Below are 24,099 nucleotides of genomic sequence, written 5' to 3'. Positions count from 1 at the left end.
AGGCGCACAGACATGTCTCGCGTTGGAAAATACCCCGTGCCGGTGCCCGCAGGCGTCACGCTTGCGCTGGCCGGCCGCACGCTGACCGCCAAGGGCAAGCTCGGCGAACTGAAGCTCGACCTGACCGACGACGTCGATGTCGAGATCAAGGCGTCGGAAGTCGCGGTCTCCCCGCGGCGCACCGATCGTCGGGCCCGCACCATGTGGGGCACGACGCGCAGCCTGATCAATTCGATGGTCACGGGTGTGTCGACCGGCTTCGTGAAGTCGATGGAGATCAACGGCACCGGCTACCGCGCCGCCGTCCAGGGCAGTGACCTGGTGCTGGCGCTGGGCTACAGCCACGAGATCCGCTACCCGATCCCGGCCGGCATCAAGATCACCTGCGAGAAGCCGACCGCCATTAAGGTGGAGGGGTCGGACAAGCGCCAGGTGGGCCAGGTGGCTGCCGAGATCCGCGCGTATCGCGGCCCCGAGCCCTACAAGGGCAAGGGCGTCAAGTACGAGAACGAGCAGATCCTCCGCAAGGAGGGCAAGAAGAAGTAATGGCCAGCAAGCTCGACCTCGAGGCCCGCCGCCGGCGTCGCCTCCGCTTCCAGCTCCGGCAGAAGTCCGGCGGGCGCGTGCGCCTGTCGGTGTTCCGCTCGGGCAAGCACATCTACGCGCAGGTCATCGACGACAAGGCGGGGCGCACGCTCGCGGCCGCCTCGTCGCTCGAAAAGCCGATGCGCGAAGGCCTGAAGACCGGCGCCGACAAGGACGCCGCGACGGCGGTCGGCAAGCTGGTGGCCGAACGTGCGCTCGCGGCCGGGGTGACGGAAGTCGTCTTCGACCGCGGACCCTATCTCTATCACGGGCGCGTCAAGGCGCTCGCGGACGGCGCCCGCGAGGGCGGGCTGTCGTTCTGAGAGGCTGACAGACATGGCATATGCACCGAGGTCCGGCGGCGAGGGTGGTGGCGAGGGTGGTCGCGAACGCCGCGGCCGCCGTCGCGACGGCAACGAGAATCGCCAGGAACGCCAGGATGGCGACGAGCTGAAGGACAAGCTCGTCACCATCAACCGCGTCGCCAAGGTGGTGAAGGGCGGCCGTCGCTTCTCCTTCGCCGCGCTGGTCGTGGTGGGCGATGAGAAGGGCCGCGTCGGCTGGGGAGCCGGCAAGGCGCGCGAAGTGCCGGAAGCCATCCGCAAGGCGACGGAGCGTGCCAAGCGCACGATGATCCGCGTGCCGATGCGCGAGGGCCGCACCCTGCACCACGACGTGATCGGCGAATTCGGCGCCGGCCGCGTGATCCTGCGCGCCGCTCCGGCGGGCACGGGCATCATCGCGGGCGGTCCGATGCGCGCGGTGTTCGAATCGCTGGGCATGGGCGACGTGGTCGCGAAGTGCACGGGTTCGGCCAACCCGCACAACATGGTGAAGGCCACCTTCGCGGCGCTGTCGCGCTGCACCTCGCCGCGCGCCGTTGCCGCGCGTCGCAGCAAGAAGGTCGCCGACATCCTGGGCCAGAAGAAGGACGCCGCCGAGGCGACGGAGGCCGCAAGTGTCTGACGCAAAGAAGACCGTGAAGGTGACCCAGCTGGGGTCGCCGATCGGCCGCAAGCCCGGCCAGCGCGAGACGCTGATCGGCCTCGGCCTGAACAAGCGCCACCGGACGCGCGAACTCGAGGACACGCCCGCGGTGCGCGGCATGATCCGCAAGGTCGCGCACCTGGTGAAGGTCGAGGACTGACACGGCCAGGCTGCGCCCAGGCGCGGCCGGTCGGTCTGGAGAATGTGACATGAAGCTCAACGAAATCCGCGACAACGACGGCGCGCGCCCGAAGTTCAAGCGCATCGGCCGCGGCATCGGCTCGGGCAAGGGCAAGACATCTGGCCGTGGCGTGAAGGGCCAGAAGGCGCGCACCGGCGTGTCCCTCAACGGCTTCGAGGGCGGCCAGCTGCCGATCTATCGCCGCGTGCCCAAGCGCGGCTTCGTGAACGTGTTCCGCAAGGACTACGCCGTGCTGAACATCGGCACGCTCGAGGCCGCGCTGGCCGATGGCCGGCTGCCTGCCGGCCAGCCGGTCGACGAGGCGGGGCTGAAGGCCGCCGGCCTGGTGCGCACCTCGGCCAAGCTTGCGGGCGTTCGCCTGCTGGCGAAGGGTGAGATCAAGCAGGCCGTGACCATCACCGTCTCCGGCGCCTCGGCGGCCGCGATTGCGGCGGTGGAAGCCGCGGGCGGTTCGGTCACGCTCACGGGCGCGCCGGCGGAAGCCGCGTCCGAGTGACCCTTGTGCCCGGCCGGCCGCATGGCTAGGTCAGGGACCGGTGTTCGGCGCGGCGCGCGGGGTGACCCGGGCGCCGCTGCCGCTTAAGGGCCGTATCCGCAGCCCCTCGGGGGCGCGGGTCACTGGCCGGGTGCGTGGTTCACGAGCATGGGTCCCGCCTCCGGCGACCGTGCTCCAGGAGGAAGTGCATGGCGTCGGCGGCCGAACAGGCGATGTCCAGCCTCAATTTCGGGGTGCTGGCGAAGGCGACGGAACTCAAGAAGCGCATCTGGTTCACCCTGGGCGCGCTGATCGTCTATCGCTTTGGCACCTATGTCCCTGTGCCCGGCGTGGACGCGGCCGTGATGGGCGAGATCCTCGCCCAGCATGGCGGCGGCATCCTCGGCATGTTCGACATGTTCACCGGCGGTGCGCTCGGGCGCATGACGGTGTTCGCGCTGAACATCATGCCCTACATCAGCGCCTCGATCATCGTTCAGCTGATGACCGCGGCGATCCCGTCCTGGGAGGCGCTGAAGAAGGAAGGCGAGGCGGGGCGCAAGAAGCTGAACCAGTATACCCGCTACCTCACGGTGGTGATCGCCATCGCGCAGGCCTGGGGCATCGCAGTGGGGCTGGAGGGCATGCGCGGGCAGTTCGGCGCCGCGGTCTATGATCCGGGCTGGTTCTTCCGCTTCTCCTGCGTCATCACGCTGGTCGGCGGCACCATGTTCCTGATGTGGCTGGGTGAGCAGATCACCGCGCGCGGCGTCGGCAATGGCATCAGCCTGATCATCTTCGCCGGCATCGTGGCGAACCTGCCTTCCGCGCTGGTCGGCACGCTCGAGCTCGGCCGCACCGGCGCGCTGTCGACCTTCTTCATCATCTTCTTTTTGATCGCAGCCCTCGCGATCATCGCCTTCGTGGTCTTCATCGAGCGTGCGCAGCGGCGCATCCCGGTGCAGTACCCCAAGCGCCAGGTCGGCAACCGCATGTTCAGCGGGGAAGCCACGCACCTGCCCCTGAAGCTGAACACCGCGGGCGTGATCCCGCCGATCTTTGCCTCCTCGCTACTGCTGCTGCCGGCGACTGTCGCGGGCTTCTCGACCGACCCGACGCAGGAATCCTGGCTGCAGACCATCACGGCCGCGCTGGCGCACGGACAGCCCATGTACATGATCCTGTACATGGCGATGATCATCTTCTTCGCCTTCTTCTACACCGCCGTCGTGTTCAACCCGACCGAGACGGCCGACAACCTCAAGAAGTATGGCGGCTTCGTCCCCGGCATCCGCCCGGGACAGAACACCGCCGACTACCTCGACCGGGTGCTGACGCGTCTGACCGTGGTGGGGGCGATCTACCTGTGCATCGTCTGCATCATCCCCGAGATCCTGATCAGCCAGTACGGCGTGCCCTTCTATTTCGGCGGCACGTCCCTGCTGATCATCGTCTCGGTGACCATGGACACGGTGGCGCAGGTGCAGTCACATCTGTTCGCGCACCAGTATGAAGGCCTGATCAAGAAGGCCAGGCTCGGCGGGCGCGGCATGCCGCGGCCGCGCTAGTGCCGGCGCCGTTCGCCATGGCGCGCGGCAACGTCTCTGGCTGTCTGGTTTGGCGAACATCTTCACGCGCGCTGCAGCATCGGGCAGCGTGCGATCTGCTCTACGGGGGAACGTCACGGGAATGAACCTGATCCTGTTGGGTCCGCCTGGCGCGGGGAAGGGCACGCAGGCCAAGCGGCTCGAGGAACGGCACGGCATCGCGCAGATCTCGACCGGCGACATGCTGCGCGCCGAAGTGAAGTCGGGTAGCGATATCGGCCTCAAGGCGAAGGCGATCATGGAGCGCGGCGACCTGGTGCCGGACGAGGTCATCACCGCCATGCTGGCCGCACGCGTCGCGCGCCCGGATTGCGCGAAGGGCTTCATCCTGGACGGCTTTCCCCGCACCGCGCCCCAGGCGCAGGCGCTCGACCGCATGCTGTCGGACAACGGCCTCAGGCTCGACCACGTGATCGAGCTCAAGGTCGACGACGCCGCGCTGGTCGACCGAATCGCCGGGCGCTTCACCTGCGCCACCTGCGGGACCGGCTACCACGACAGTTTCAAGCCGCCCGCGAAGGCCGGCGTCTGCGACAGCTGCGGCGGCACCGAATTCACCCGCCGCGCCGACGACAAGGCCGAGACGGTGGCCGCGCGGCTCGATGCCTACCACCGCCAGACGGCGCCGCTGCTGCCCTACTACGCGGCGCAGGGGAAGCTCTCGCAGGTGGATGGCATGGCATCGATGGACGAGGTCGGGCGCCAGATCGGCGCAATCCTGTCCGGGAAGGCTTGACTCCATGGGGGGCGGGGGCTAGATCGCCCGCTCCCGCGGCAGGGGGTCTCCCCGGCCGCCGATCATCGTTGCATGGACTTGTTCACTGCGCCGGAGGGGCATTCGCCTCGTACGGCGGTTTTCGGGGCTCGGCCCCAGGAGAGGCACTGTGGCGCGCATCGCCGGCGTGAACATCCCGACCAACAAGCGGGTGCTCATCTCGCTTCGCTACATCTTCGGCATCGGGCCGCAGAATGCGAAGGAAATCTGCGGCAAGCTCGGAATCCCCGACGATCGCCGGGTCAACCAGCTGACCGATGACGAAGTCCTGCGCATCCGCGAGATGATCGACCGCGACTATCGCGTCGAGGGCGACCTGCGCCGCGAGCAGGCGATGAACATCAAGCGCCTGATGGACCTCGGCTGCTACCGCGGCCTGCGCCACCGCAAGGGCCTGCCGGTCCGCGGCCAGCGCACGCACACCAATGCGCGCACGCGCAAGGGCAAGGCGGTCGCGATCGCCGGCAAGAAGAAGGTGACGAAGTAAGATGGCCCGCGAACCCCGCGGCGGCGCCCGTGGCCCCGTCAAGCGCAAGGAACGGAAGAACATCACCTCGGGCGTCGCCCATGTGCTGGCTTCCTTCAACAACACCATCGTGACCATCACGGACGCGCAGGGCAACGCCATCGCCTGGTCGTCCTCCGGCTCCCAGGGCTTCAAGGGCAGCCGCAAGTCCACCCCGTACGCGGCGCAGGTCGCCGCGGAAGACGCCGGCCGCAAGGCGCGCGAGCACGGGATGGAAACGCTCGAGATCATGGTGTCCGGCCCCGGTTCGGGCCGCGAATCGGCGCTGCGCGCCCTGCAGACGGTCGGCTTCTACGTGACCGCCATCAAGGACGTGACGCCCATCCCGCACAATGGCTGCCGCCCCCGGAAGCGCCGTCGCGTCTGAAGACGCGTCCAGGGCGCCGCGTCCCATCGACGCGGTGCCTGGCGCGCGCACCCGCGCGCCGCTTCGCCTGTGGCTTGCCGAAAGGAGAGTGTGATCGTGCTCGAGAGGAATTGGCGCTCGCTGATCGAGACGCAGAAGTCCGTCGAAATGGGGGCGGACCCGCTGCGCACGGCGACCGTCGTGCTGGAACCCCTGGAGCGCGGCTTCGGCATGACGCTGGGCAACGCGCTGCGGCGCGTGCTGCTCTCCTCGCTGCAGGGCGCGTCCGTGACCGCCATCCGCATCGACGGCGTACTGCATGAATTCAGCAGCATCCAGGGCGTGCGCGAGGACGTGACGGACATCGTCCTCAACGTGAAGCAGCTCGCCATTCGGATGCAGGGTGACGGGCCGAAGCGCCTGGCGCTGACCGCCACGGGTCCCGGCGAAGTCACCGCCGGCCAGATCCAGACCACCGGCGACATGGAAATCGCGAACCCCGACCTCGTGCTTTGCACGCTGGACGACGGCGCGAAGCTGTCCATGGAACTGACTGTGGACATCGGCAAAGGTTACGTCCCGGCCAGCGAGAACCGCCCGGAAGACGCGCCGATCGGCCTGATCCCGATCGATGCCATCTATTCCCCGGTGCGCCGCGTGGCCTACCGCGTGGAACCGACCCGCGTCGGCCAGCGCACCGACTTCGACAAGCTGATCCTGACGGTCGAGACCGACGGCACGCTCGCCCCGGAAGATGCCGTCGGCGTCGCCGCCCGCATCCTGCAGGAACAGCTGCAGATCCTGATCAACTTCGATGAGCCGCGTGCGCGCGTCGAGGAAGAGATCCGCGACGACCTGCCGTTCAACCGCAACCTGCTGCGCAAGGTCGACGAGCTCGAACTGTCGGTGCGTTCGGCGAACTGCCTGAAGAACGACAACATCGTCTACATCGGCGACCTGGTTCAGAAGACCGAGCAGGAAATGCTCCGCACCCCGAATTTCGGGCGCAAGTCGCTGAACGAGATCAAGGAAGTGCTCGCCTCGATGGGCCTGGGCCTCGGCATCACCGTCACTGGCTGGCCGCCCGAGAACATCGAGGAACTCGCGAAGAAGGTCGAAGAGCCGTTCTGACGAACGGCTCTCACGAAGGATAGATCACCATGCGTCACGGAATGGCCGGGCGTAAGCTCAGCGTCACCTCGTCCCACCGCCTCGCCATGTTCCGCAACATGGCGACGTCGCTGATCAAGCACGAGCAGATCACCACCACCCTGCCCAAGGCAAAGGAGCTGCGCCCGTATGTCGAGCGCATCATCACCCTGGGCAAGCGCGGCGGCCTGCATGCGCGCCGCCAAGCGCTCGCGCAGATCCGCGACGAGAAGGTGGTGACCAAGCTCTTCAGCGAGATCGCCGACCGCTACAAGACCCGCTCGGGCGGCTACACCCGCGTGCTGCGCGCCGGCGTGCGCTACGGCGATGCCGCCACCATGGCGGTGATCGAACTGGTCGACCGCAACCCGGCCGCCAAGGGCTTGGACAGCGGCCCGAAGCCGGAAGCGGTCGAGGACGACGCGACCGAGAACTGACGCCCGGCGTCAGCGCGCCACGTCACGGGACAGGGGAAGGCCGCGCGCCTTCCCCTTTCGCGTTTCCGGCCGGCGGCAGCGGCGCCTGGCAGGGCGGCCGGCGTCTCCGCCGCCAGCATCCGGCGCGCGTGACGCGCAGCGGTCACGCCGTCTCCCGTCGAAGCGGGCAAGTCAGGACCCTGCGCGCGGCTACGCCCGGCCGCGTCGCCTGCCGCATCACGCCAGCAGCAACCCATCCGGCACCGGAAACAGCTCCAACATCGCCGCGCGCGCCATCGGCCGACCCAGCAGATAGCCCTGCGCCCGGTCGATCCCGAGGCTGCGCAGCGTCTCGAGCTCCTGCGGCGTCTCCACCCCCTCGGCAATGATCCGGCTGTCGGTGTCGTAGGCGAAGGCCACCAGGGCCGCCGCCAGCGCCTGCCGCGCCGGGTCGGAATCGATGTCGCGCGTCAGCGCCATGTCCAGTTTGATGAGGTCCGGGCGCAGCTGCAGGATGTGGTGCAGCCCGGAATACCCCGCCCCGGCATCGTCCACCGCCAGGCGCACGCCGCGCCCGCGCAGCGCCGCCAGGCGTTCCACCAGCCCGTCATAGCAGGCGACCGAGGCATGCTCGGTCACCTCCAGCACCACCTGGCGCGGCGGCACGTCCGCGAAGGTCGCCAGGAAGTCAGGCGCCATCACCGTCTCGGGGGAGGCATTGACCGCCAGGTAGATGTCGCTCGGCAATCCGGCCAGGGCCTTCAGCCCCAGCCGGATCGCCGCGATCTCCAGCGCCGGCCCGCGGCCGACCTCGGCCGCTTCCGCGAACCATTCATTGGGCGGGCGGTTCGGGCTGCCGCTGAACCGCGCCAGGCATTCGAAGCCGACCACCCGGCGCGGGGCCAGGCTCCAGATCGGCTGGTAGGCGATGGTGAGTTCGCCCCGGTCGATCACCGCCTGGATGCGCGCCTCCCGCGCACGGGTGTCGCGCGCCTGGGCCACCTGGTCGTCGATCTCGTGCGCGGCCAGTTCGGCGAAGGCCTTCATCATCTGCAGGTCGCGCCCGTTCAGCGACGGGTTGGGCTGGAAGCCGATGCAGCAGAACATGCCATAGACGGTGCCGTCGGGCAGCCGGATCGGCACCGACAGATGCGAACCGATCGGCAGCGCGGCGGTGATCGGCTTGGCCAGCGCGATGGGTTCGGCCGCCGTATCAGGGATGAGTTCGGGCAGCCGCCCGGCCAGGATGTCGCGGCAATACACTGCATCGAGCGGGAAGGCCGCGCCCTTGTGCGCCATCTGCTCGAGCCCCGGCGCATCGACCTCCCGCAGCACCATGGTGTCGCCCACGAATTCCGAGGCGTAGGCGACATCGAGGCCGAGATGCGTGCGGATCGCGCGCACCGCGCGTTCCAGCGTGCCGGCCGCGCCGAAGCGCGCGCCGCGGAGAATGATGCTGTTGAGGTCGTGCTGGGCTGCGCTCATCGGGGGTCCTCCGGCTGGCGCCAGAAAACCATGCCGCAGGACACCGAATGATGAACGCGCGCGCTGCGGTCCGGTCGGGCGAATGGGTCGCGACGGCCGGCAGCGGCCCGCACACCCACATCCGGCGGCCCATGCAGGACTCCTGGAACGGGTGGCCTCGCGGGCGGGCGAGCATCTTCACCCGGCTCCGTGACGACACGGGACCGGGCGCGGCCCTATCGCGGCCCCATAGCCTCGCCCAGCGCCGGCACGAAGTCCCGCAGCCCCGGCCGCAGCGCCTCGGGCCAGGCGCGCGGGTCCGGCGGCACCGACAGCCGCACCGCGCCCGCCTCGGTCAGCAGCAGGTACATCCGGTCGTCCTGCGTGTCGAAGGCCAGGAAGGCGCCGCCGTCGCGGCAGCCCTGCGGCAGGCAGCCGAAGCCGAACAACCAACGATCCTGGGCCAGCGCCACCGGCGGTCCGGGGTCGCGCAGCCGCGCGGCCAGCGCGCTGCGGTGCCCGCCGCTGTTGAAGCGCAGCCCGGTGGTCAGTTCGGCACGCTGCGCCAGCACCAGAACGGGCTGGCCGATGACGCTGCGGATATCCTCCTGCGCGGCGGCCGGCGTCACGGCGAACAGCAGCGCTGCCAGTGCGCCCCGCCCCTGCCTCATCATCCTGCGCATTGTCACAGTCGCAGCATGTGCCCGATCCCGGCCGCCGCCGCCAGAGCGGCCAGGACGCGGCCGGGCGGCACCCAGCGCGCCGGGAGCCGCACCAGGATCGCCAGCGCCCACCCCGCCGCTAGCAGCACGATCACCCCGGCCGCGAAGCCTGCCAGGATATTGGCGGCGACCAGGACGGCATCGCGCAGCGTCGGCTCGAACAGGATCGGCACCAGCGCCTGGCCGAAGCCGCCGATGCGCGTGGTGGCGACGCAGGCCGCGACCAGCGGCCCGGCCCATGGCCCGGCCCCGCCGCGCCATGCCAGGCCCGCTACCGCCAACCACCACGCGGCTTCGAACGCGCGCTCCGCCGGCCGATGGTCCTCGGCGGGCAGCCACCCGTCAGTGCCGAGCCCCCCCAGGCCTGCCCGCAGCGCGACCGCGCCCGCTGCCCCCAGCAGCACCCAGCCGGCGGCCGGCCCAAGTGCGCGCGCTCCGGCGCCCAGCGTGCCTTCTGACCTGTCGGCATCGGCACCGGCCCACTCCCCGCTGATCGGAAAGCGCGTCAGCACCAGAACCGCGACAAGCCCGAGCACCGCCGGCACGCCACGCACCTCGCCGGCGCCCAGCATGGCGCCGAACATCGCGCCGAACACGCCGAAGACCAGCAGCGCCGCCAGCGCCGCGAGGCCCGCCGCCAGCAGCGCGGTGCGCATCACTCGATCCGGATATTCGCCTCGCGCACCAGCGTCGCCATGGCGGCGCGGCCTTGCGTCACGAAGCGCGCGAAATCGGCGGGCGCATTGCCCACCGGCACGGCGCCCAGGCGTTCGAGCCGCGCACGCACCTCGGCTTCCGCCAGCGTTTCGGCGAGCGCGGCGTGCAGGCGCGCCGTCGCCTCGGCTGGCGTGCCGGCGGGCGCGAACAGCCCGACCCATTCGCTGACGTCGAAGCCGGGCATGCCGGATTCCGCCAGGGTCGGCACGCCGGGCAGCCCCGCCTGGCGTTGCGCCGTTGCCACCGCCAGGAAGCGTGCCCGCCCGCTCTCGACCACCGGGCGTGCCGACAGCGCCGTGATGAACACCCCGTCCAGGTTCCCCGCCGCGAGATCCCGCGCCGCATCCGCGCCACCGCGATAGGGTACGTGCGTCACCTCGATGCCGGCTTCACGCGCGAAGCGCGCCAGCCCCAGGTGCCCGGCCGTGGCATTGCCCTGCGTGCCCATGTTGATGGTATTGGGCCGCGCCTTGGCCGCCGCGATGAAGGCGGCGATGTCGGCGGCCGGGAAATCGGCCTTCACCGCCACCACCTGCGGGAAGGTGCAGACTTGGCTGATCGCCGTGAAGGCGGTGGTGTAGTCGAAGGTCAGCCCGCGCAGCAGCGCGTGGTTCACGATGTGCGAGGACGCATCCCACAGCAGCGTGGTGCCGTCGGGTGCGGCGCGCGCCACCTCGCCCCCGCCGATCGACCCGCCCGCGCCGGTGCGATTCTCCACCACGAAGGTGATGGACAGCCGTTCGCCCATCCGCGGCAGGATGGTGCGCGCGGCGGAATCGGCCGCGCCGCCGGCGGCGAAGGGGACCACCACGCGCACCGGGCGGGCCTGGGCGCGGGCGATGGCACTGAAGGGCAGGGCGGCGGCGACACCCAGCAGGGCGCGGCGGGCAAGCGTCATGGATGCAATCCTTCCGGCGTTGGGCCGTCGTGTGGTCACGCCGCGGCCGATCGTCAAGCCAACCGGGCGATGGCGGCCATACTGCACGGTCGGACGGGCGCCAGCGGCGCAGCGCCGCTGGAGCGGCTGCACGCCGTGGCGGCGCTGCCCGCGATCCCGCTCGGCGCCGCGCCGTCCATGCCGCCCAAGCGCGCCGCGCGGTGCTCTACCGCCGCACGAATCCCGGCCCCTCCGGTGGCTCCGCGAATTCCTCCGTGATGTCGTCCACCCGGGCCAGCATCGGCCCGCGCCGGCAGGCCGAGAGCAGCGCCTGCACCGCCGCCTCCTCGCCATCCACCAGCGCCTCGACCGCGCCATCCACGCGGTTGCGCACCCAGCCCTGCACGCCCAGCCGCCCGGCCTCGCGCACCATCCAGTCGCGGTAGCCCACGCCCTGCACCCGGCCGCGGATCACCACCAGCCGCGCCCTCATGACCGGACCAGCGCCAGGAAGCGCCCCGCCAGCGCGACGTCCGCCGCGGCCCGCGCGCGCCGCGCGGTGGCTTCGCCGTCCAGGCCCCAGCGCTCCTCCTGCCAGGTCTCGTCCAGCACCGACAGCGCATGGGCGCGCTCTGCCGTCACCTCGCCGGCCGACAGGGCCAGCCCCAGCACCAGGCTGCCCAGCGCCGGCACTGCGACACCGAGCGCGGCCAGTTCCTCCGCCCCATGCGCCGCCACCGCGCCGCGCAGCGCGGCCAGGCTCTCGGGCGGCTGCGCCACCGGCATCAGCCCGGCGGTCACGCCCAGCGGCGCCCCATGCACCCGCGCCGCCCAGTCGAGCCAGGGCTGCCAGTCGCGTGCCTGGAGTTCGGCCAGCGCCGTGTCCTCGGCGCGATAGCACAGCAGGTCGGTCTCGCCGTATTTCGCCAGCCCCGCGACCATGGCCGCGGGATCGGCCGCGACCCGGTCCTGCGCGCTGCCCAGCAGGCGCGTGAGCGGCACCGCCTCCAGCGTCATCTCGCCGCCCTTCGCCCCGCCGGCGGCCTGCCATTCCTCGGCGATCGCCCCGGCCAGCGCGGCGGAGGCCGTGGCCAGCGGCGCGCCGCCCGGTAGCCGCAGCGGCTTGCCATCGAGCAGCACGGCATGCCCGCCCTCCGGCCGCCGCACCGCGACCGCATGCTCCCAGAACCGCTTCAATGCTCTGCTCCCGCCGCGAATCCCATCGGCGCGGTGCCCGTCGCGCCCGTAGGCCGCACGCGACCCCGCCCGCGCGCGACCTGCACGCAATCCCAGCCGCGCGCGACCCGCGCGCAATGCCGCCCGCGCGCGTCCCGCGAGCCATTCGACCCGCGCGCGTTGCGCGAGCCACTCCGCCCGCGCGCGTCCCGCGCGACACTCCACCCGCGCGCGTCCCGCGCGACACTCCACCCGCGCGCGTCCCGCGCGACACCCCGCCCGCCGCTGCGCGCCGCCACCCCATCCAGTCGCCGCGCCGCGCGCAACCGCGGCGTGCCGCGTCGCTGCCTCACCGCCGGCCACCGCCGAGCAGCCCACCAACCGCCCCGCCCAGTGCACCGCCGATCCCGCCCAGGCCGCGCAGCACATCCTGTGTGGCGCCCTGCAACTCCCGCGGCACGCCCGGCACGAAGCGCTCCGCCGGCGGCACCGGCCCGTCTGCGCCCATCCGCGCCAGGCGCAGCTGTGCCGCGCAATCCCCGGCCGGCGACCCGCCCGGCAACTGCCCGCGCAGCCATTCCACCGTCGGGTCGCGCCACAGCCGGTTCGCCACCGTGTCCTCGATAACCTGGCCCAGCGCGCGGCCGGGCTCCACGCCCACGCGGGGCGCCGCCAGCGTGCCGCCGATGCCCACCGGCGCGCGCACCCGGATGCCCAGCAGCGTGACGTCCGGCAGCAGCCGCGCCGCCAGCGCCTCGGTGCGCAGGTTCACCGCCACCACGCCCTCGATCCGCCCGGCCGAGGTCTCCGCCAGCAGCGCCTGGCTGCGCGCCATGCCGTCCTGCGCCGACATGCGCAGCGCGAGGCACCGCAGCTCGATCCCCTCGCGCGGGGCGCCTGGCAGCAGCAGGCCGAGCAGGTCCGGCCCCAGCCGCAACATGCCGGCATGGGCGATCCGCCCCTCCACGATCGCGATGCCGAGTTCCCCGGACAGCGTTCCGGCCACCGCGCGCGTGGTCGCGCCGCGGCCATGCACGTCCAGCTCCACCTCGGCGCGACCCTCGATGCCGGTCGCCTCGCCCCGCGCGCGGCGCAGCGCCGCGAGGTCGATCCCGCGCCCGGTGCTGCGCAGCGCCAGCGCCAGGCGTGGCGGGTCGGACGCGCCATCCAGCGTCGCCTCCCCCTGCACCGGCCCGCCGGGCGTGACCGCGGCGAAGGGCCGCAGCCGCGCCGTGCCGTCCTGGATCGCGAGCGTGCCGCGCACCTGGCGCCAATCCGTGCCACCCAGCAGCAGATGGTCGGCGGTGAAGGCGACCTGCCCGCGATAGGCGCGCGCCACCGCGAAAGGCAGCGGCAGGTCGGGAATCAGCAGCCCCTGCGCGGCCGGCGCGGGGCGCGGGCCGGGCGGGGCGGGGGCCGCGCCGCTGGGGGCGGGGGCGGGCGTCGCCGCCACGCGCGCCGCCAGCGTATCCGCATCGATGCGCACCGCGGCGACGCGCCCGTTGATCCCGAGCGGCCGGCCCGGCGTCACCACCACGTCGCCCTCCGCCTGCAGCGCCGGCGAATCGATCCGGAAGGACGGGATGCGCAGCGTATCCGGCGCGACCTCGACCCGCGCGACCACCGTGACATCGGTCAGCGGCGCCGGCGGCGCGGGCAACAACGGTTCCAGCGCCGCCAACGACGGTATGGCGATGCGCAGGTCGAACGCGGCGCCGGCCAGGCTGCGCGGCTCCGCCAGCGTGCCCTCCGCCCGAAGCGTGGCGCCCGCGGCCTCGGCCTCGATGGTAACCTGCGCCGGCTCCACCGGGTGCCAGGGCAGCAGCGCGGCCAGCGGCTCCACCCGCGCCGTGCCGCGCAGCGCGACCCCCGCGCGCGTCGCCTCCGCGGTGATCTCCACCGCCGCGTCCGCGGCCGGCGCGCGCGCCACCAGGCGTGTCAGCACCAGCCCGGGCATCGCCGCATCCAGCGCCAGCGGGCCGATCGTCACCGCCAGGTCCGACAGCGCCAACCCGGGCCCGACCCGCGCCGCGGCCTCGAGCGCGGGCAGCGAGGCCGGCAGGGCCACGCCCGGGGCCGCCGCCTGGGCCAGCGGGCGCAGCGCGGCGGGGTCCGGCACGGTGGCCGACACCGCGACCGCCTCGCCGGGCCGGGCTTCGGCTGCGATCCGGTTTGGCCCCACGGCCAGCGCCGCGCGCCACGGCGTTTCGGGCGTGACCGGCACTGCGCCGGCCTCGGCGGTCAGCTGCGCGGGCACGCCGTGCAGCACCACCTCGCCCTCGAGCGCCGCCGGCCCGCCTCCCACCACGCCCGTCAGCCGCGCCCGGACCACGCCGAGCGTGCCCAGCCGCGGGTCGGGCAGCACGACCTGGCTGTCGGTGATGGTCAGCCCCGCGATCGCCAGGCTGCGCCGGGCGGCCGCCGGCGCCGGTCCCGGGCCGGGCGCGGCGGGCGCCGCCTCGGGCCTCGGGGCGGGGCGCAGCACCCAGTTCGGCCCCTCCGGCGTGCGTTCCAGCAGGATGTCCGCACCTTCGATGGCGATGGCGCGGATATCCACCGCGCCGCGCAGCAGCGGCAGCAGCGCCACCTGTACCTCAAGGCGACGGATGCGCGCCATCTCGGGCCTGGTGCCGCCGGGCAGATTGGCCAGCGTCGCGTCGCGCGCCTCGATCCGCGGCACGAGGCCCGGGCGCAGCGCGACGGCGCCGAGGCTCACCGCGCGGCCCGTGGCGGCCTCGATGGCAGACGTGATGCGCGGGGTCAGGCTCCCGGCATCCACCGCCGCGACCAGCGCCACGACGCCCCCGCCCGCCAGCAGGGCCACCCCCGCCAGCCCCCCCAGGGCCCATGCGGCGCCGCGGCGCATCGCGGTCAGGCCACCCGCCGGCAGGCGGGCGTGCGTGGCTTGTCGAAGCCGAGGAACGTGAAGGTCTCCCGCATGTGGGGCGGCAGCGGCGCGGCCAGTTCCAGCACGCCGCCATCGGGGTGCGGCAGGCGCAGTGCACGGGCATGCAGGTGCAGCGTGCGGTCGCCGAAGCCGTCCGGATGCGCGGCCGCCCCGCCATACTTGCCATCGCCCAGGATCGGGCAGGACAGCGCGGCGGCGCAGTGCACGCGCAACTGGTGGGTGCGCCCGGTCAGCGGTGTCAGTTCCAGCAGCGCGGCGCGCTTCTGCGCGGAATCCATCACGCGATACAGCGTGACGGCGCGCGTCGCGTCCCGCGCATCCGAGGGCACGGTGCGTTCGCCATGCGCCCCGCCCTGCTTGGCCAGCGCCATATCGATGCGCCCTTCCAGCGGGTGCGGTCGGCCGACCACCACAGCCCAGTAGGTCTTCTGCGCATCGCGGCCGCGGAAGGCCCGCGCCAGCGCCGAGGCCGCCGCGGGCGTGCGCGCCAGCACCAGCACGCCGGTGGTGTCGCGATCCAGCCGATGCACCAGGCGCGGGCGTTCGTCCGAGCCGAAGCGCAGCGCATCCAGCAGCCCATCGACATGCTTGGCGATGCCGGGGCCGCCCTGCACCGGAAGGCCCTGCGGCTTGTCGATCGCGATCACCGCATCGTCGCGGTAGATCACCATGCGCTGCATCTCGGACGCGTCGTGCTCGTTCACCGGCTTGGGGTCGGCCTTGGGGGCCTGGCCCTCGGGCATGGGCGGGATGCGCACCTGCTGGCCGCCCAGCAGGCGGGTATTGGCCTCCACGCGCTTGCCATCCACGCGGATCTGGCCGGTGCGCAGCATCTTCTGTAGCGCGCCCTGCGTCAGTTGGGGGAAGTGGCGATGGAACCAGCGGTCGAGGCGCGTATCGCGCTCGGAGGCCCAGACGGTACGGGTGGTGACAGGCATGGCGGAGATATCGCCCCGCCGGCCGGCGAAGCCAAGCGCGATGTCCGCCCGTGCGCCGCCCGGAGCACATCCCGATCCGAACGGAATCGCCCGATCGGGTCTGGATGCTCGCGACGGCAGGCGCCGGCGCGGTCGCCGCGCGCCAAGGCGAATGGCAGGGGGCTCCGGGTGCGCCGCGGGGTGCAGACGCATCCGGCGCCGCGCCCTATCCTGTCGCGCGACGTTGACCCGGACCCGATCCCATGACCCGCCAGACCGCCATCCCCTGCACCTTCATGCGCGGCGGCACCAGCCGCGGCCCTTATTTCCTGGCCGCCGACCTGCCGCCGACGCGCGAGGAGATCTCGCAGGTGTTGCTGGCGGCGATGGGTTCGCCCGATGCGCGGCAGATCGACGGGCTGGGTGGCGCCACCACGCTGACCAGCAAGGTCTGCATCGTCTCCCCGGCAGCGGCGGGCGAGGCGCAGCAGGTCGACTACCTGTTCGCGCAGGTCTCGGTGGACAAGGCCTTCGTCGATTTCGGGCCGACCTGCGGCAACATGCTGTCGGGCATCGGTCCCTTCGCGATCGAGAAGGGCCTGGTGCCGTCGCATGATGGCGAGACCTCCGTGCTGATCCGCGCCGTCAACACCGGTGCGCTGATCGAGGCCGTGGTGCAGACCCCGGGCGGCGAGGTGGCCTATGATGGCGACACTGCGATCGCCGGCGTGCCCGGCACCGCCGCCCCCGTGGTGCTGAACTTCGCCGATGCGGTGGGTGGTGCGACCGGGTCGCTGATGCCCACCGGCCACGCGCAGGATGTCATCGATGGCGTGGCCGTCACCTGCCTCGATGTCGCGATGCCCGTGGTGATCGCGCGCGCGGCCGATCTCGGCAAGACGGCGCGCGAGACCGCGAAGGAACTCGACGCCGACCGCGACTTCATGGCGCGCATCGAAGCGATCCGCCGCGCCGCCGGCGTCGCGATGGGGATGGGCGACGTGGCCGGCAAGGTAATGCCAAAGTTCGCCATGGTGGCCGAACCGGCGGGCGGGCAGGGCATCGCCGCGCGCTACTTCACGCCGCTGGCGTGCCACGAGGCGATGGCGGTGACGGGCGGCATCTGCATCGCCACCGCCGCGATGCTGCCGGGCACGGTCGCGCACCCGCTCGCGCGCATCGGGCCGAACGAACGCGAGACGGTGGTGATCGAACACCCGACCGGGCAGATGGAGGCCGTAATCAGCACGCGGCGCACCGGCAACGACGGCGTGGAGGTGCTGGGCGGCGGCACGCTGCGCACCGCGCGCAAGATCATGCAGGGCGAGGTGTTCATCCCCGCGCGGATCTGGTCCGGGCGCGGCGCCTGACGCGGCGGCACGCTACCGCCGGAACAGCCAGAACCCCGCGGCGCAGGCGCCGATGCCCAGCCCGACGCTCAGCACCACATAGGCTGCCGCGAGCAGCGGCGAGCGGTCCCACAGGAACCCCGCCTCGAGCGAAAAGGCCGAGAAGGTGGTGAAGCCGCCGAGCACGCCGGGCACCAGCAGCGCGCGCATGTTGCCGTCGATGCCATGCCCCGCGAGCGCACCGATCGCGCCGCTGCCGATGATGTTCACCGCCAGCGTGCCCCAGGGAAACGCCGCGCCGAACAGCGCCAGCCCGGCCAGGGAGACCACGTAGCGCAGCACCGATCCGATCGCGCCGCCAGCGGCGACAAGGAGCACCGCTGATGCTGTGAAACCTTGCATGGACACCCTGTCGTGCCGTTTGCCGATCATTGCCCGTGAGGAGCGGCGCGGCTAGCCTGCCGCCGGGCAGGGAGACGCACGAACATGGAAGTCGCCGGCTACTCGAAGACCTTCGCGTTGGACCAGGGCCAGTTCCTCGGCAACGACCAGATCTTCCAGGCGCTGTACAATTCGCCGACCAGCGATCCGAAGCGGCAGGGCATCTGTACCGGACTGTCGATGATCTGGCTGGCGCGGCGGATGATGTTCCACGACGAGACCGCCCAGCAGCGCGCGAACGCGCTGTTCACCAATGCAGCCTTCATCTGGGGCGGCAGGACGCAGGACATCCACCTGGCGGCCGGCGGAGCCAGCGGTGACACCTACTCCGCCATGTCCGCCATGTATGGCGACGCCCTGCGCGCCTTCGCACTGCGGGTCGGGACGAACTGCAAGTCGGTCTTCAGCGGCGATTTCCGCAAGCTTTCGGACACCGCGACCGATGTCGTGGACGAGACCGGGACCTACGCGCTCTGGAGCATCGGGCTGTCGACGACCACCGGCGATGCCGGCCACATGGTCGCGAGCTATTCGTCGCACGGCTCGATGCTCGGCGGGAAGCATTTCTACTTTTTCGACCCGAACATGGGCGAGTACCGCATCAGCGCGAAGGACTCCTTCGATTTCACCTGGAACATGTTCGAGGCCTACGACAAACAGTTCCTCGGCCTCAGATACGTGGCCGCCTTCGAGGTGGTGCGCTGACGAAGCGCGCCGGCGCGCACGGGCGCAGGACCGCCAGCGGCGGCGCTGCTGCGCGTGGCGCGCCGTCCTCTCAGCGTTCAGGCCTCCGCTCCGCGTTCGGCCCGGCGGTCGCGGGCCGGCTGCTGCATCCCTCGGTCCACCGGTGCCGCGACCACATGGCGCGGCAGATCCCGCCGGGTTCACTGGCCCGCGCTCGGCAGGCCCTGACGCGGATCGGGCAAGGGTCGGAGGCCGCTTGACGCCGCGGCCGCATGGCTCGCGTTCAGAACACCCTGATCCGCTCCGCGACCCCACCGCGGCGCTGAACGATCCACGCACCTGCAGGCGGATGCGTGGCGCCTTCCGACCAATACCCCTACGCACCAACAGGACGACAGCACCATGGACGTTGCCGGCTACACGAAAACCTTCTCGATGGACCAGGGCTCGATCCTGGGGAACGACCAGATCTTCCAGGCGCTGTATGACGCCCCGCTGACCGACGACAAGCGCGGCGGCATCTGCTTGGGCCTGTCGCTGACATGGCTGGCGCGGCGGATGATGTTCCACAACGAGACGCCCGAGCAGCGCGCGGCGACCCTGATCAGCGGCCCGGGCTTCAGGTGGGGCGGCCGGACACAGGACATCCACAATGTCAGCCCGGCGTCAGGCAGCGGGTGGAACGACTACCTGGATGCGATGCTGACCGACGCCTTGCGCGCCTACGTGCTGCGTATCAGGCCCTCGACCATTTCCGAGGGCGCGCATTCCGATGCCGCCGGCGACGCCGACCTGATGTGGGAACCCGCGGGCGAGGCGGGCGCCTATGTGCTGCACTACATCTGGCTGATCGACAGGGGTTCGTCGGTGGGGCACTGGACGGCGTCCTATGCCTCGCACGGCACCTTCGGCCGCAATCGCCATTTCTATCATTTCGATCCGAACATGGGCGAATATCGCGTGGGCACCGACCAGGGCCGCGCGTACCTGAAAGCGTGGAGCGAGGCCTACGGCCGCACGTTCGAGGCCATCAAGCACGTTTGCTCGGTCGAACTGGTCCAAGGATGACGCGGCGCGCGACGCAGCGCGCGGCCGATCGTCAACGCCGCTTCGGGCGCGACTGCGCCCGGCGCGCGAACTCTCATCGATCGCCGCCCGCGATGGCGGCACCGAGGAACTCTACCGTGGCTAGTTCGGGGGTGCCCTGGCGACCTATGTCCTGCGCATCATCCGCGGCACGGTGGTGGACAACCCGCGGCCCGCCTCGATCGACGCGCTGGTCCCCGGCGCCACGACGAACGGTGCCTATGGCCTCTACAACATGGGGTTGAGCACCACGACGGGCCGCGCCGCCCACATGATGGCGTCCTATTGCTCGCACGGCACCTTCGGGCTCGGCTTCAACCGGAGCTTCTATTTCTTCGACCCGAACATGGGCGAGTATCGCATCGGCACCGATGACGTGGTGCCCTTCCTGCGCGCCTTGAACACCGCCTATCAAGACGCGTTCCTCGGCGTCAACGATATCGACCAGTTCCAGGTCGAGCGCGGCTGATCCGCCGCGCGCCGGTCGCGGTCGCGAGGCGGCCGCGCCGTCCGCTGCCGGCTATTCGGTGTTGGTGCTGCGCGTCTGCGCCATGTTCGGCGCGCCGCCCGCCGACTTGTAGATGCCGGTCAGGTCCAGCAGGCGCCGCGGCGTGTAGATCGTGCCCAGGATCGCCTCGACGGCGTCCCAGTTGTCGATCTCGAACTCCGCGAGCGTGTAGCCGAACTGCGTGCACATCCGGTCGCTGTTCAGCAGCATCCCGCGTGAGCGCGCGTGTTCGAAGGCGCCGTTCATGGCGGCGTAGTCGCCACCCGATTCCACGGAATTCGTGATTGCGGCATCCCAGTAGTGCCGTTCGCCATAGCCTTCGAGCATGTCGAAGAAGCATTGCGTGTCGACATGCGGGTCCGGGACCTCGCCCCAGAACACCGTGCGGAAGCGCGGGCCATCGCCGCCGCCGCCGCCGCCGCCGCCACCACCCCCGCCACCACCTCCGCCGCCGGTGAAGGCGCCGCTGCTGCCTTCACTCCCGAAGGTATGTGTCCTTGGGTTTCGGAACCGTCCACCGGCCTCCGGCGAAGACGAAAAGCTGTCCCAGAATCGATAGACTGAATGCGCGTCCCGCGCCATTTTGCCGAATTGATAGGTTTTGTTCATGCCTCCGCCGAACCGCGAAAACGACATCTGGTCTTCTCCCAAACTGCGTCTGCGATGACTGGATAGAGGGCGTCGGTTTTCGGCCAGAGCCCCTTCGGCTGGCCGAGCGTAACATGAGCCGGGCAAACATCAACTGTTGGTGAACGCGACGCGGGACGTCAGCCGGCCCGTCCTGTGGGCACCGCAGCGCGCGCCCTGCGGCGTGCGGGGTCCCGGCGGCGGCCGGTCAGCCGCGGCCGCGCTTGCGCCGCAGCGCGTCCCACTGCGCCATCCGCTCCGCCACCGCCGCCTCCGCGCCGCGGTCGGTCGGGCGGTAGAAGGCCTGGCGCCGCATCCCGTCGGGGAAATAGTCCTGGCCCGAGAAGCCTTCCTCGGCATCGTGGTCGTACTGGTAGCCGGCGCCGTAGCCGATCTCCTGCATGAGCTTCGTCGGCGCGTTCAGGATATGCGCGGGCGGCATCAGCGACCCGGTCTCCTTCGCCGCGCGCATCGCCGCGCCGAAGGCGGCATAGACGGCATTGGACTTCGGCGCGGTCGCCAGGTGCACGACCAGCTGCGCCAGCGCGAGCTCCCCCTCGGGCGAACCGAGCCGTTCGTATGTCTCCCACGCCGCGATCGCGAGCGGCAGCGCGCGCGGATCCGCCATGCCGACATCCTCGGCGGCGAAGCGCGTCAGGCGGCGGGCGATGAAGCGCGGGTCCTCGCCACCCGTAAGCATCCGGGCGAACCAGTACAGCGCCGCATCCGGGTCCGACCCGCGCATCGATTTATGCAGCGCGGAAATCAGGTTGTAGTGCTCCTCCCGGTCCTTGTCGTAAAGCGCCGCACGCTTCGCCAGCAGCGTGGACAGCGCCGCGGTGTCCATCGGCGCCGTGCGCGGCGGCAGCGCGAACAGCTGCTCTGCCATGTTCAGCAGATAGCGCCCATCGCCATCGGCCATGGCGCGCAGCGTGCCGCGCGCCTCGGGCAGCAGCGGCAGGGCGCGCTCGGCCAGCGCCTCGGCGCGGTCCAGCAGCAGGTCCAGCGCGGCGTCGTCCAGGCGCTTGAGCACCATCACCTGGCAGCGCGACAACAGCGCGCCGTTCAGCGCGAAGGACGGGTTCTCGGTGGTCGCCCCCACCAGCGTGACGGTGCCGTCCTCGACCACCGGCAGGAAGCCGTCCTGCTGGGCGCGGTTGAAGCGATGGATCTCGTCCACGAACAGCAGCGTGCCCTGGCCGTTGGACTTGCGTGCGCGCGCCTCGTCGAAGGCGCGCTTCAAATCCGCCACGCCTGAGAACACGGCGGACAGTGCGGTGAAGCGCAGCCCGGCGGCCTCGGCCAGCAGCCGCGCGATGGTGGTCTTACCCACCCCCGGCGGCCCCCACAGGATCAACGACGCCAGCGACCCGCGCGCGAGCATCCGCGCGATCGCGCCCGCCTCGCCCAGCAGGTGGTCCTGGCCCACCACCTCGACCAGGACGCGCGGGCGCAGCCGGTCGGCCAGCGGGCGGGCGGCTTCGGCCTCGGCTGTGGCAGGGGCCTCGCCGAACAGGTCGGCGGCGGGTGCGGGGGTCTTCGCCATGTCGCCATCCTGCGCCAGGGCGCGCCCGCGATCCATGGCAGGCCCGCCGCCCGCCCCCGGCCGGCGGGCCGCACCCGCGTCGCCTGCCGATCCGGCCCGGGACCATCCGTCTCGAATGACGTCATGCGTCTGTCGCTTGACGCCGCGCCGGGCGCATCGCACGGGAGCGCCATGTTGAGACGTACGCTGCTCGCCCTGCCGCTCGCCACGCCGGCCCTTGCGCAGGACCGCCCCACCCGCCTTGTCATCGCCTTTCCGCCGGGCGGTTCCACCGACATCCTCGGCCGCCTGATCGCCCCGCGCATGTCGGACCTGCTCGGCGCCACCGTCACGCCGGAGAACCGCTCCGGCGCCTCGGGCGCGGTCGGTGCTGGCGTCGTCGCGCAATCGGCCGCCGACGGCGCCACCCTGCTGCTCGATTCCGGCGGGCAGTCGGTGAATCCCTTCCTGCTGCGCGGCCTGTCCTTCGACTATGTGCGGGACCTCGCCCCCGTCACGCTGCTCGCGACCCTGCCGCTGCTGCTCGTGGTGCGCGCCGAATCTCCCGCGACCACGCTGCCCGACCTCCTCGCCGCGCTGCGCGCCGACCCGTCCCAGGCGCGCTACGGATCGGTCGGCATCGGCGCGCGCGTACACCTGGCGATGGCGCAGCTGCTGCGCCGGGCCGGCATCCGCGGCGAGCACATCCCCTATCGCGGCGGCGCCGACCAGGTGACTGGCCTGCTGCGCGGCGATACGCCGATCGGCTTCACCTCCCCCGCGCTCGCCGCGCCGCTGCTGGCGGACCGCCGGGTGCGCGCCGTCGCCATCTCCTCCGCCGCGCGCAGCCCGCAATACCCCGGTGTGCCGACCGTGGCCGAACAGGGCTTCGACGGCTTCGCCATTGGCGACTGGCTCGGTGTGCTGGCGCCCGCCGCAACACCCGCGCCGGCCATCGCGCGCATCGCCGCCGCGGCGGCGGATGCGGTGAACCAGCCGGCGCTGCGCCCGCGCCTCGATGCGCTGGGCCTGCAGCCTGCGGCGGACGGCCCCGCCGCCTTCGCCCGCTTCCTGGCGGCCGAGCGCGCGCAGTTCGAAGCCCTGATCCGCGAGGAAGGCATCCGGCTCGAATCGTGATCCCGGCCATGACGCCGGGCATCCCGCTACGGCCAGGGCGCCGCGGATCTTGATTCGGCTCAAGGCGCCGCCGCCCCGCCCGCCGCATGCTCCGCCGGTCGCAACCAGGAGGAACTCCATGCGCGCCCGGGACATCATGACCACCGACCTTGTCACCGTACCGCCCGACATGCCGATCGACGCGCTCGCCACGCTGATGGCCGAGCGCCACGTCTCCGGCGCCCCCGTCGTCGACGCCGAGGGCCGCCTGGTCGGCCTGGTCACCGATGGCGACCTGATGCGCCGCCTCGCGGCCCGCGAGGACAAGCCGGCCTCCTTCTTCGCGGCGCTGCTCGGCGCCAATGCCGACCAGGCCGCCAGCTACGCGCGCACCCATGGCCGGCGCGTGCGCGACCTCATGAGCACCGACCTCGCGACCGTGGCCGAGGACGCGACGGTCGAGGAAGTCGCCCATATCCTGGAGACGCGCCGCATCCGCCGCGTGCCGGTGGTGCGCGACGGCGCCCTGGTGGGCGTGGTCTCGCGCGCCGACCTGCTGCGCGCAGTGATGGCCCCGGTCGGCTCCGGCGCCGAGGCCGAGGCGTCCGACCCGCGCATCCGCCGCGCCATCTATGCCGCCATGGCCGAACAGCCCTGGATCAGCGCACGCTTCGTGTTTCCCATCGTGCAGGACGGCGTGGTGACGTTCCACGGCTTCCTGGGGTCGCAGGAGGCGCTGCGCGCCCTGCGCGTGCTGGCCGAGGGCGTGGCCGGGGTGCGCGAGGTCCGCTTCGACACCACCCCCGCGCCGCGCATGATGCTGGGGGTGCCGTAGCGTCGCCGCGCAGCCCGCGCTTTTCCCCATGCTTTTGCATTTTCCTTGTTTTCGCACATGCGAAGGCGCATAAGCCTGC

At 71.7% G+C, this 24,099-nt stretch carries 28 protein-coding genes; 17 read left to right on the top strand and 11 right to left on the bottom strand.

Going from position 1 to position 24,099, the window contains the following annotated elements; translation table 11 throughout:
* The first annotated feature begins 12 nt into the window (after nt 1-12).
* The 11 genes from rplF (at nt 13) to rplQ (ending at nt 7,089) form a co-directional block, all read left to right on the top strand.
* Nucleotides 13-546: a 50S ribosomal protein L6 gene (rplF, locus tag MWM08_RS20465; RefSeq protein ID WP_244408361.1), complete on the top strand. Its 534-nt coding sequence runs from the start codon at nt 13-15 to the stop codon at nt 544-546.
* Nucleotides 546-908 carry a 50S ribosomal protein L18 gene (gene rplR / locus MWM08_RS20460; RefSeq protein WP_244408360.1) on the top strand — a complete coding sequence of 121 codons (363 nt, stop codon included), beginning with the start codon at nt 546-548 and terminating at the stop codon, nt 906-908. The genes rplF and rplR overlap by 1 nt, the downstream gene beginning before the upstream one ends.
* A gap of 13 nt (nt 909-921) precedes the next feature.
* On the top strand, nt 922-1,551 hold the full coding sequence (rpsE, locus tag MWM08_RS20455) for a 30S ribosomal protein S5 (protein ID WP_244408359.1): 630 nt from the start codon (nt 922-924) through the stop codon (nt 1,549-1,551).
* Nucleotides 1,544-1,732, top strand: a complete 189-nt coding sequence (gene rpmD, locus MWM08_RS20450) for a 50S ribosomal protein L30 (protein WP_244408358.1) — start codon at nt 1,544-1,546, stop codon at nt 1,730-1,732. The genes rpsE and rpmD overlap by 8 nt, the downstream gene beginning before the upstream one ends.
* A gap of 49 nt (nt 1,733-1,781) precedes the next feature.
* Nucleotides 1,782-2,270, top strand: coding sequence for a 50S ribosomal protein L15 (gene rplO, locus MWM08_RS20445; protein WP_244408357.1), 489 nt, complete (start codon nt 1,782-1,784; stop codon nt 2,268-2,270).
* A 188-nt stretch (nt 2,271-2,458) separates the two neighbouring features.
* On the top strand, nt 2,459-3,817 hold the full coding sequence (gene secY, locus MWM08_RS20440; RefSeq protein WP_244408356.1) for a preprotein translocase subunit SecY: 1,359 nt from the start codon (nt 2,459-2,461) through the stop codon (nt 3,815-3,817).
* 121 nt (nt 3,818-3,938) lie between these two features.
* The gene (locus tag MWM08_RS20435; RefSeq protein ID WP_244408355.1) at nt 3,939-4,592 is read left to right on the top strand and encodes an adenylate kinase; all 654 of its coding nucleotides are present in this window, start codon (nt 3,939-3,941) and stop codon (nt 4,590-4,592) included.
* A 148-nt stretch (nt 4,593-4,740) separates the two neighbouring features.
* The gene (gene rpsM / locus MWM08_RS20430; protein WP_244408354.1) at nt 4,741-5,118 is read left to right on the top strand and encodes a 30S ribosomal protein S13; all 378 of its coding nucleotides are present in this window, start codon (nt 4,741-4,743) and stop codon (nt 5,116-5,118) included.
* A gap of 1 nt (nt 5,119) precedes the next feature.
* Nucleotides 5,120-5,524: a 30S ribosomal protein S11 gene (gene rpsK / locus MWM08_RS20425; RefSeq protein WP_244408353.1), complete on the top strand. Its 405-nt coding sequence runs from the start codon at nt 5,120-5,122 to the stop codon at nt 5,522-5,524.
* Between the two features lie 93 nt (nt 5,525-5,617).
* Nucleotides 5,618-6,634 (top strand): DNA-directed RNA polymerase subunit alpha, encoded by a 1,017-nt coding sequence (locus MWM08_RS20420; protein WP_244459997.1) that lies wholly within the window; start codon nt 5,618-5,620, stop codon nt 6,632-6,634.
* Nucleotides 6,635-6,663: 29 nt separating this feature from the next.
* Nucleotides 6,664-7,089: a 50S ribosomal protein L17 gene (gene rplQ, locus MWM08_RS20415; RefSeq protein ID WP_244408352.1), complete on the top strand. Its 426-nt coding sequence runs from the start codon at nt 6,664-6,666 to the stop codon at nt 7,087-7,089.
* Nucleotides 7,090-7,305: 216 nt separating this feature from the next.
* On the opposite strand, the gene MWM08_RS20410 is transcribed toward rplQ, so the two are convergent.
* From MWM08_RS20410 to MWM08_RS20375, 8 genes are all read right to left on the bottom strand, one after another.
* Nucleotides 7,306-8,553 carry a sensor domain-containing phosphodiesterase gene (locus tag MWM08_RS20410; protein WP_244408351.1) on the bottom strand — a complete coding sequence of 416 codons (1,248 nt, stop codon included), beginning with the start codon at nt 8,551-8,553 and terminating at the stop codon, nt 7,306-7,308.
* Nucleotides 8,554-8,768: 215 nt separating this feature from the next.
* Nucleotides 8,769-9,203 (bottom strand): hypothetical protein, encoded by a 435-nt coding sequence (locus MWM08_RS20405; protein ID WP_244408350.1) that lies wholly within the window; start codon nt 9,201-9,203, stop codon nt 8,769-8,771.
* Nucleotides 9,204-9,217: 14 nt separating this feature from the next.
* Complete coding sequence (locus MWM08_RS20400; RefSeq protein WP_244408349.1) at nt 9,218-9,910, bottom strand: hypothetical protein; 693 nt, start codon at nt 9,908-9,910, stop codon at nt 9,218-9,220.
* The gene (locus MWM08_RS20395; protein ID WP_244408348.1) at nt 9,910-10,869 is read right to left on the bottom strand and encodes a Bug family tripartite tricarboxylate transporter substrate binding protein; all 960 of its coding nucleotides are present in this window, start codon (nt 10,867-10,869) and stop codon (nt 9,910-9,912) included. Before MWM08_RS20395 ends, MWM08_RS20400 begins: the two co-directional genes overlap by 1 nt.
* Nucleotides 10,870-11,074: 205 nt before the next feature.
* The gene (locus tag MWM08_RS20390; protein ID WP_244408347.1) at nt 11,075-11,341 is read right to left on the bottom strand and encodes an acylphosphatase; all 267 of its coding nucleotides are present in this window, start codon (nt 11,339-11,341) and stop codon (nt 11,075-11,077) included.
* The gene (locus tag MWM08_RS20385) at nt 11,338-12,045 is read right to left on the bottom strand and encodes an ATP12 family protein (protein WP_244408346.1); all 708 of its coding nucleotides are present in this window, start codon (nt 12,043-12,045) and stop codon (nt 11,338-11,340) included. The genes MWM08_RS20390 and MWM08_RS20385 overlap by 4 nt, the downstream gene beginning before the upstream one ends.
* A 328-nt stretch (nt 12,046-12,373) precedes the next feature.
* Nucleotides 12,374-14,890, bottom strand: a complete 2,517-nt coding sequence (locus MWM08_RS20380; protein ID WP_244408345.1) for an AsmA family protein — start codon at nt 14,888-14,890, stop codon at nt 12,374-12,376.
* Between the two features lie 5 nt (nt 14,891-14,895).
* Nucleotides 14,896-15,870, bottom strand: a complete 975-nt coding sequence (locus MWM08_RS20375; RefSeq protein WP_244408344.1) for an RluA family pseudouridine synthase — start codon at nt 15,868-15,870, stop codon at nt 14,896-14,898.
* 242 nt (nt 15,871-16,112) lie between these two features.
* Between MWM08_RS20375 and MWM08_RS20370 the strand changes: the two genes are divergently transcribed.
* Nucleotides 16,113-17,219 carry a 4-oxalomesaconate tautomerase gene (locus MWM08_RS20370; protein WP_244408343.1) on the top strand — a complete coding sequence of 369 codons (1,107 nt, stop codon included), beginning with the start codon at nt 16,113-16,115 and terminating at the stop codon, nt 17,217-17,219.
* A 12-nt stretch (nt 17,220-17,231) separates the two neighbouring features.
* On the opposite strand, the gene MWM08_RS20365 is transcribed toward MWM08_RS20370, so the two are convergent.
* Nucleotides 17,232-17,576: a fluoride efflux transporter FluC gene (locus MWM08_RS20365; protein ID WP_244408342.1), complete on the bottom strand. Its 345-nt coding sequence runs from the start codon at nt 17,574-17,576 to the stop codon at nt 17,232-17,234.
* Nucleotides 17,577-17,684: 108 nt separating this feature from the next.
* Between MWM08_RS20365 and MWM08_RS20360 the strand changes: the two genes are divergently transcribed.
* The 3 genes from MWM08_RS20360 (at nt 17,685) to MWM08_RS20350 (ending at nt 19,878) form a co-directional block, all read left to right on the top strand.
* Nucleotides 17,685-18,344, top strand: coding sequence for a YopT-type cysteine protease domain-containing protein (locus MWM08_RS20360; protein ID WP_244408341.1), 660 nt, complete (start codon nt 17,685-17,687; stop codon nt 18,342-18,344).
* 381 nt (nt 18,345-18,725) lie between these two features.
* Entirely contained in the window at nt 18,726-19,391 is a 666-nt protein-coding gene (locus tag MWM08_RS20355) for a hypothetical protein (RefSeq protein ID WP_244408340.1), read from the top strand.
* A gap of 175 nt (nt 19,392-19,566) precedes the next feature.
* Nucleotides 19,567-19,878 carry a hypothetical protein gene (locus tag MWM08_RS20350; RefSeq protein WP_244408339.1) on the top strand — a complete coding sequence of 104 codons (312 nt, stop codon included), beginning with the start codon at nt 19,567-19,569 and terminating at the stop codon, nt 19,876-19,878.
* Nucleotides 19,879-19,929: 51 nt separating this feature from the next.
* On the opposite strand, the gene MWM08_RS20345 is transcribed toward MWM08_RS20350, so the two are convergent.
* Both MWM08_RS20345 and MWM08_RS20340 read right to left on the bottom strand, forming a co-directional pair.
* On the bottom strand, nt 19,930-20,526 hold the full coding sequence (locus tag MWM08_RS20345; RefSeq protein WP_244408338.1) for a hypothetical protein: 597 nt from the start codon (nt 20,524-20,526) through the stop codon (nt 19,930-19,932).
* A 226-nt stretch (nt 20,527-20,752) separates the two neighbouring features.
* Nucleotides 20,753-22,090, bottom strand: coding sequence for a replication-associated recombination protein A (locus MWM08_RS20340; RefSeq protein WP_244408337.1), 1,338 nt, complete (start codon nt 22,088-22,090; stop codon nt 20,753-20,755).
* Nucleotides 22,091-22,261: 171 nt separating this feature from the next.
* On the opposite strand from MWM08_RS20340, the gene MWM08_RS20335 reads away from it, so the two are divergent.
* The gene (locus tag MWM08_RS20335) at nt 22,262-23,206 is read left to right on the top strand and encodes a Bug family tripartite tricarboxylate transporter substrate binding protein (protein ID WP_244408336.1); all 945 of its coding nucleotides are present in this window, start codon (nt 22,262-22,264) and stop codon (nt 23,204-23,206) included.
* A 118-nt stretch (nt 23,207-23,324) separates the two neighbouring features.
* Nucleotides 23,325-24,020: a CBS domain-containing protein gene (locus MWM08_RS20330; RefSeq protein ID WP_244408335.1), complete on the top strand. Its 696-nt coding sequence runs from the start codon at nt 23,325-23,327 to the stop codon at nt 24,018-24,020.
* Nucleotides 24,021-24,099 lie beyond the last annotated feature (79 nt).

The organism is Roseomonas fluvialis, from assembly GCF_022846615.1.
In the GTDB taxonomy this organism is placed as follows: domain Bacteria; phylum Pseudomonadota; class Alphaproteobacteria; order Acetobacterales; family Acetobacteraceae; genus Neoroseomonas; species Neoroseomonas fluvialis.
This window is presented reverse-complemented; position numbering and strand designations above follow the sequence as displayed.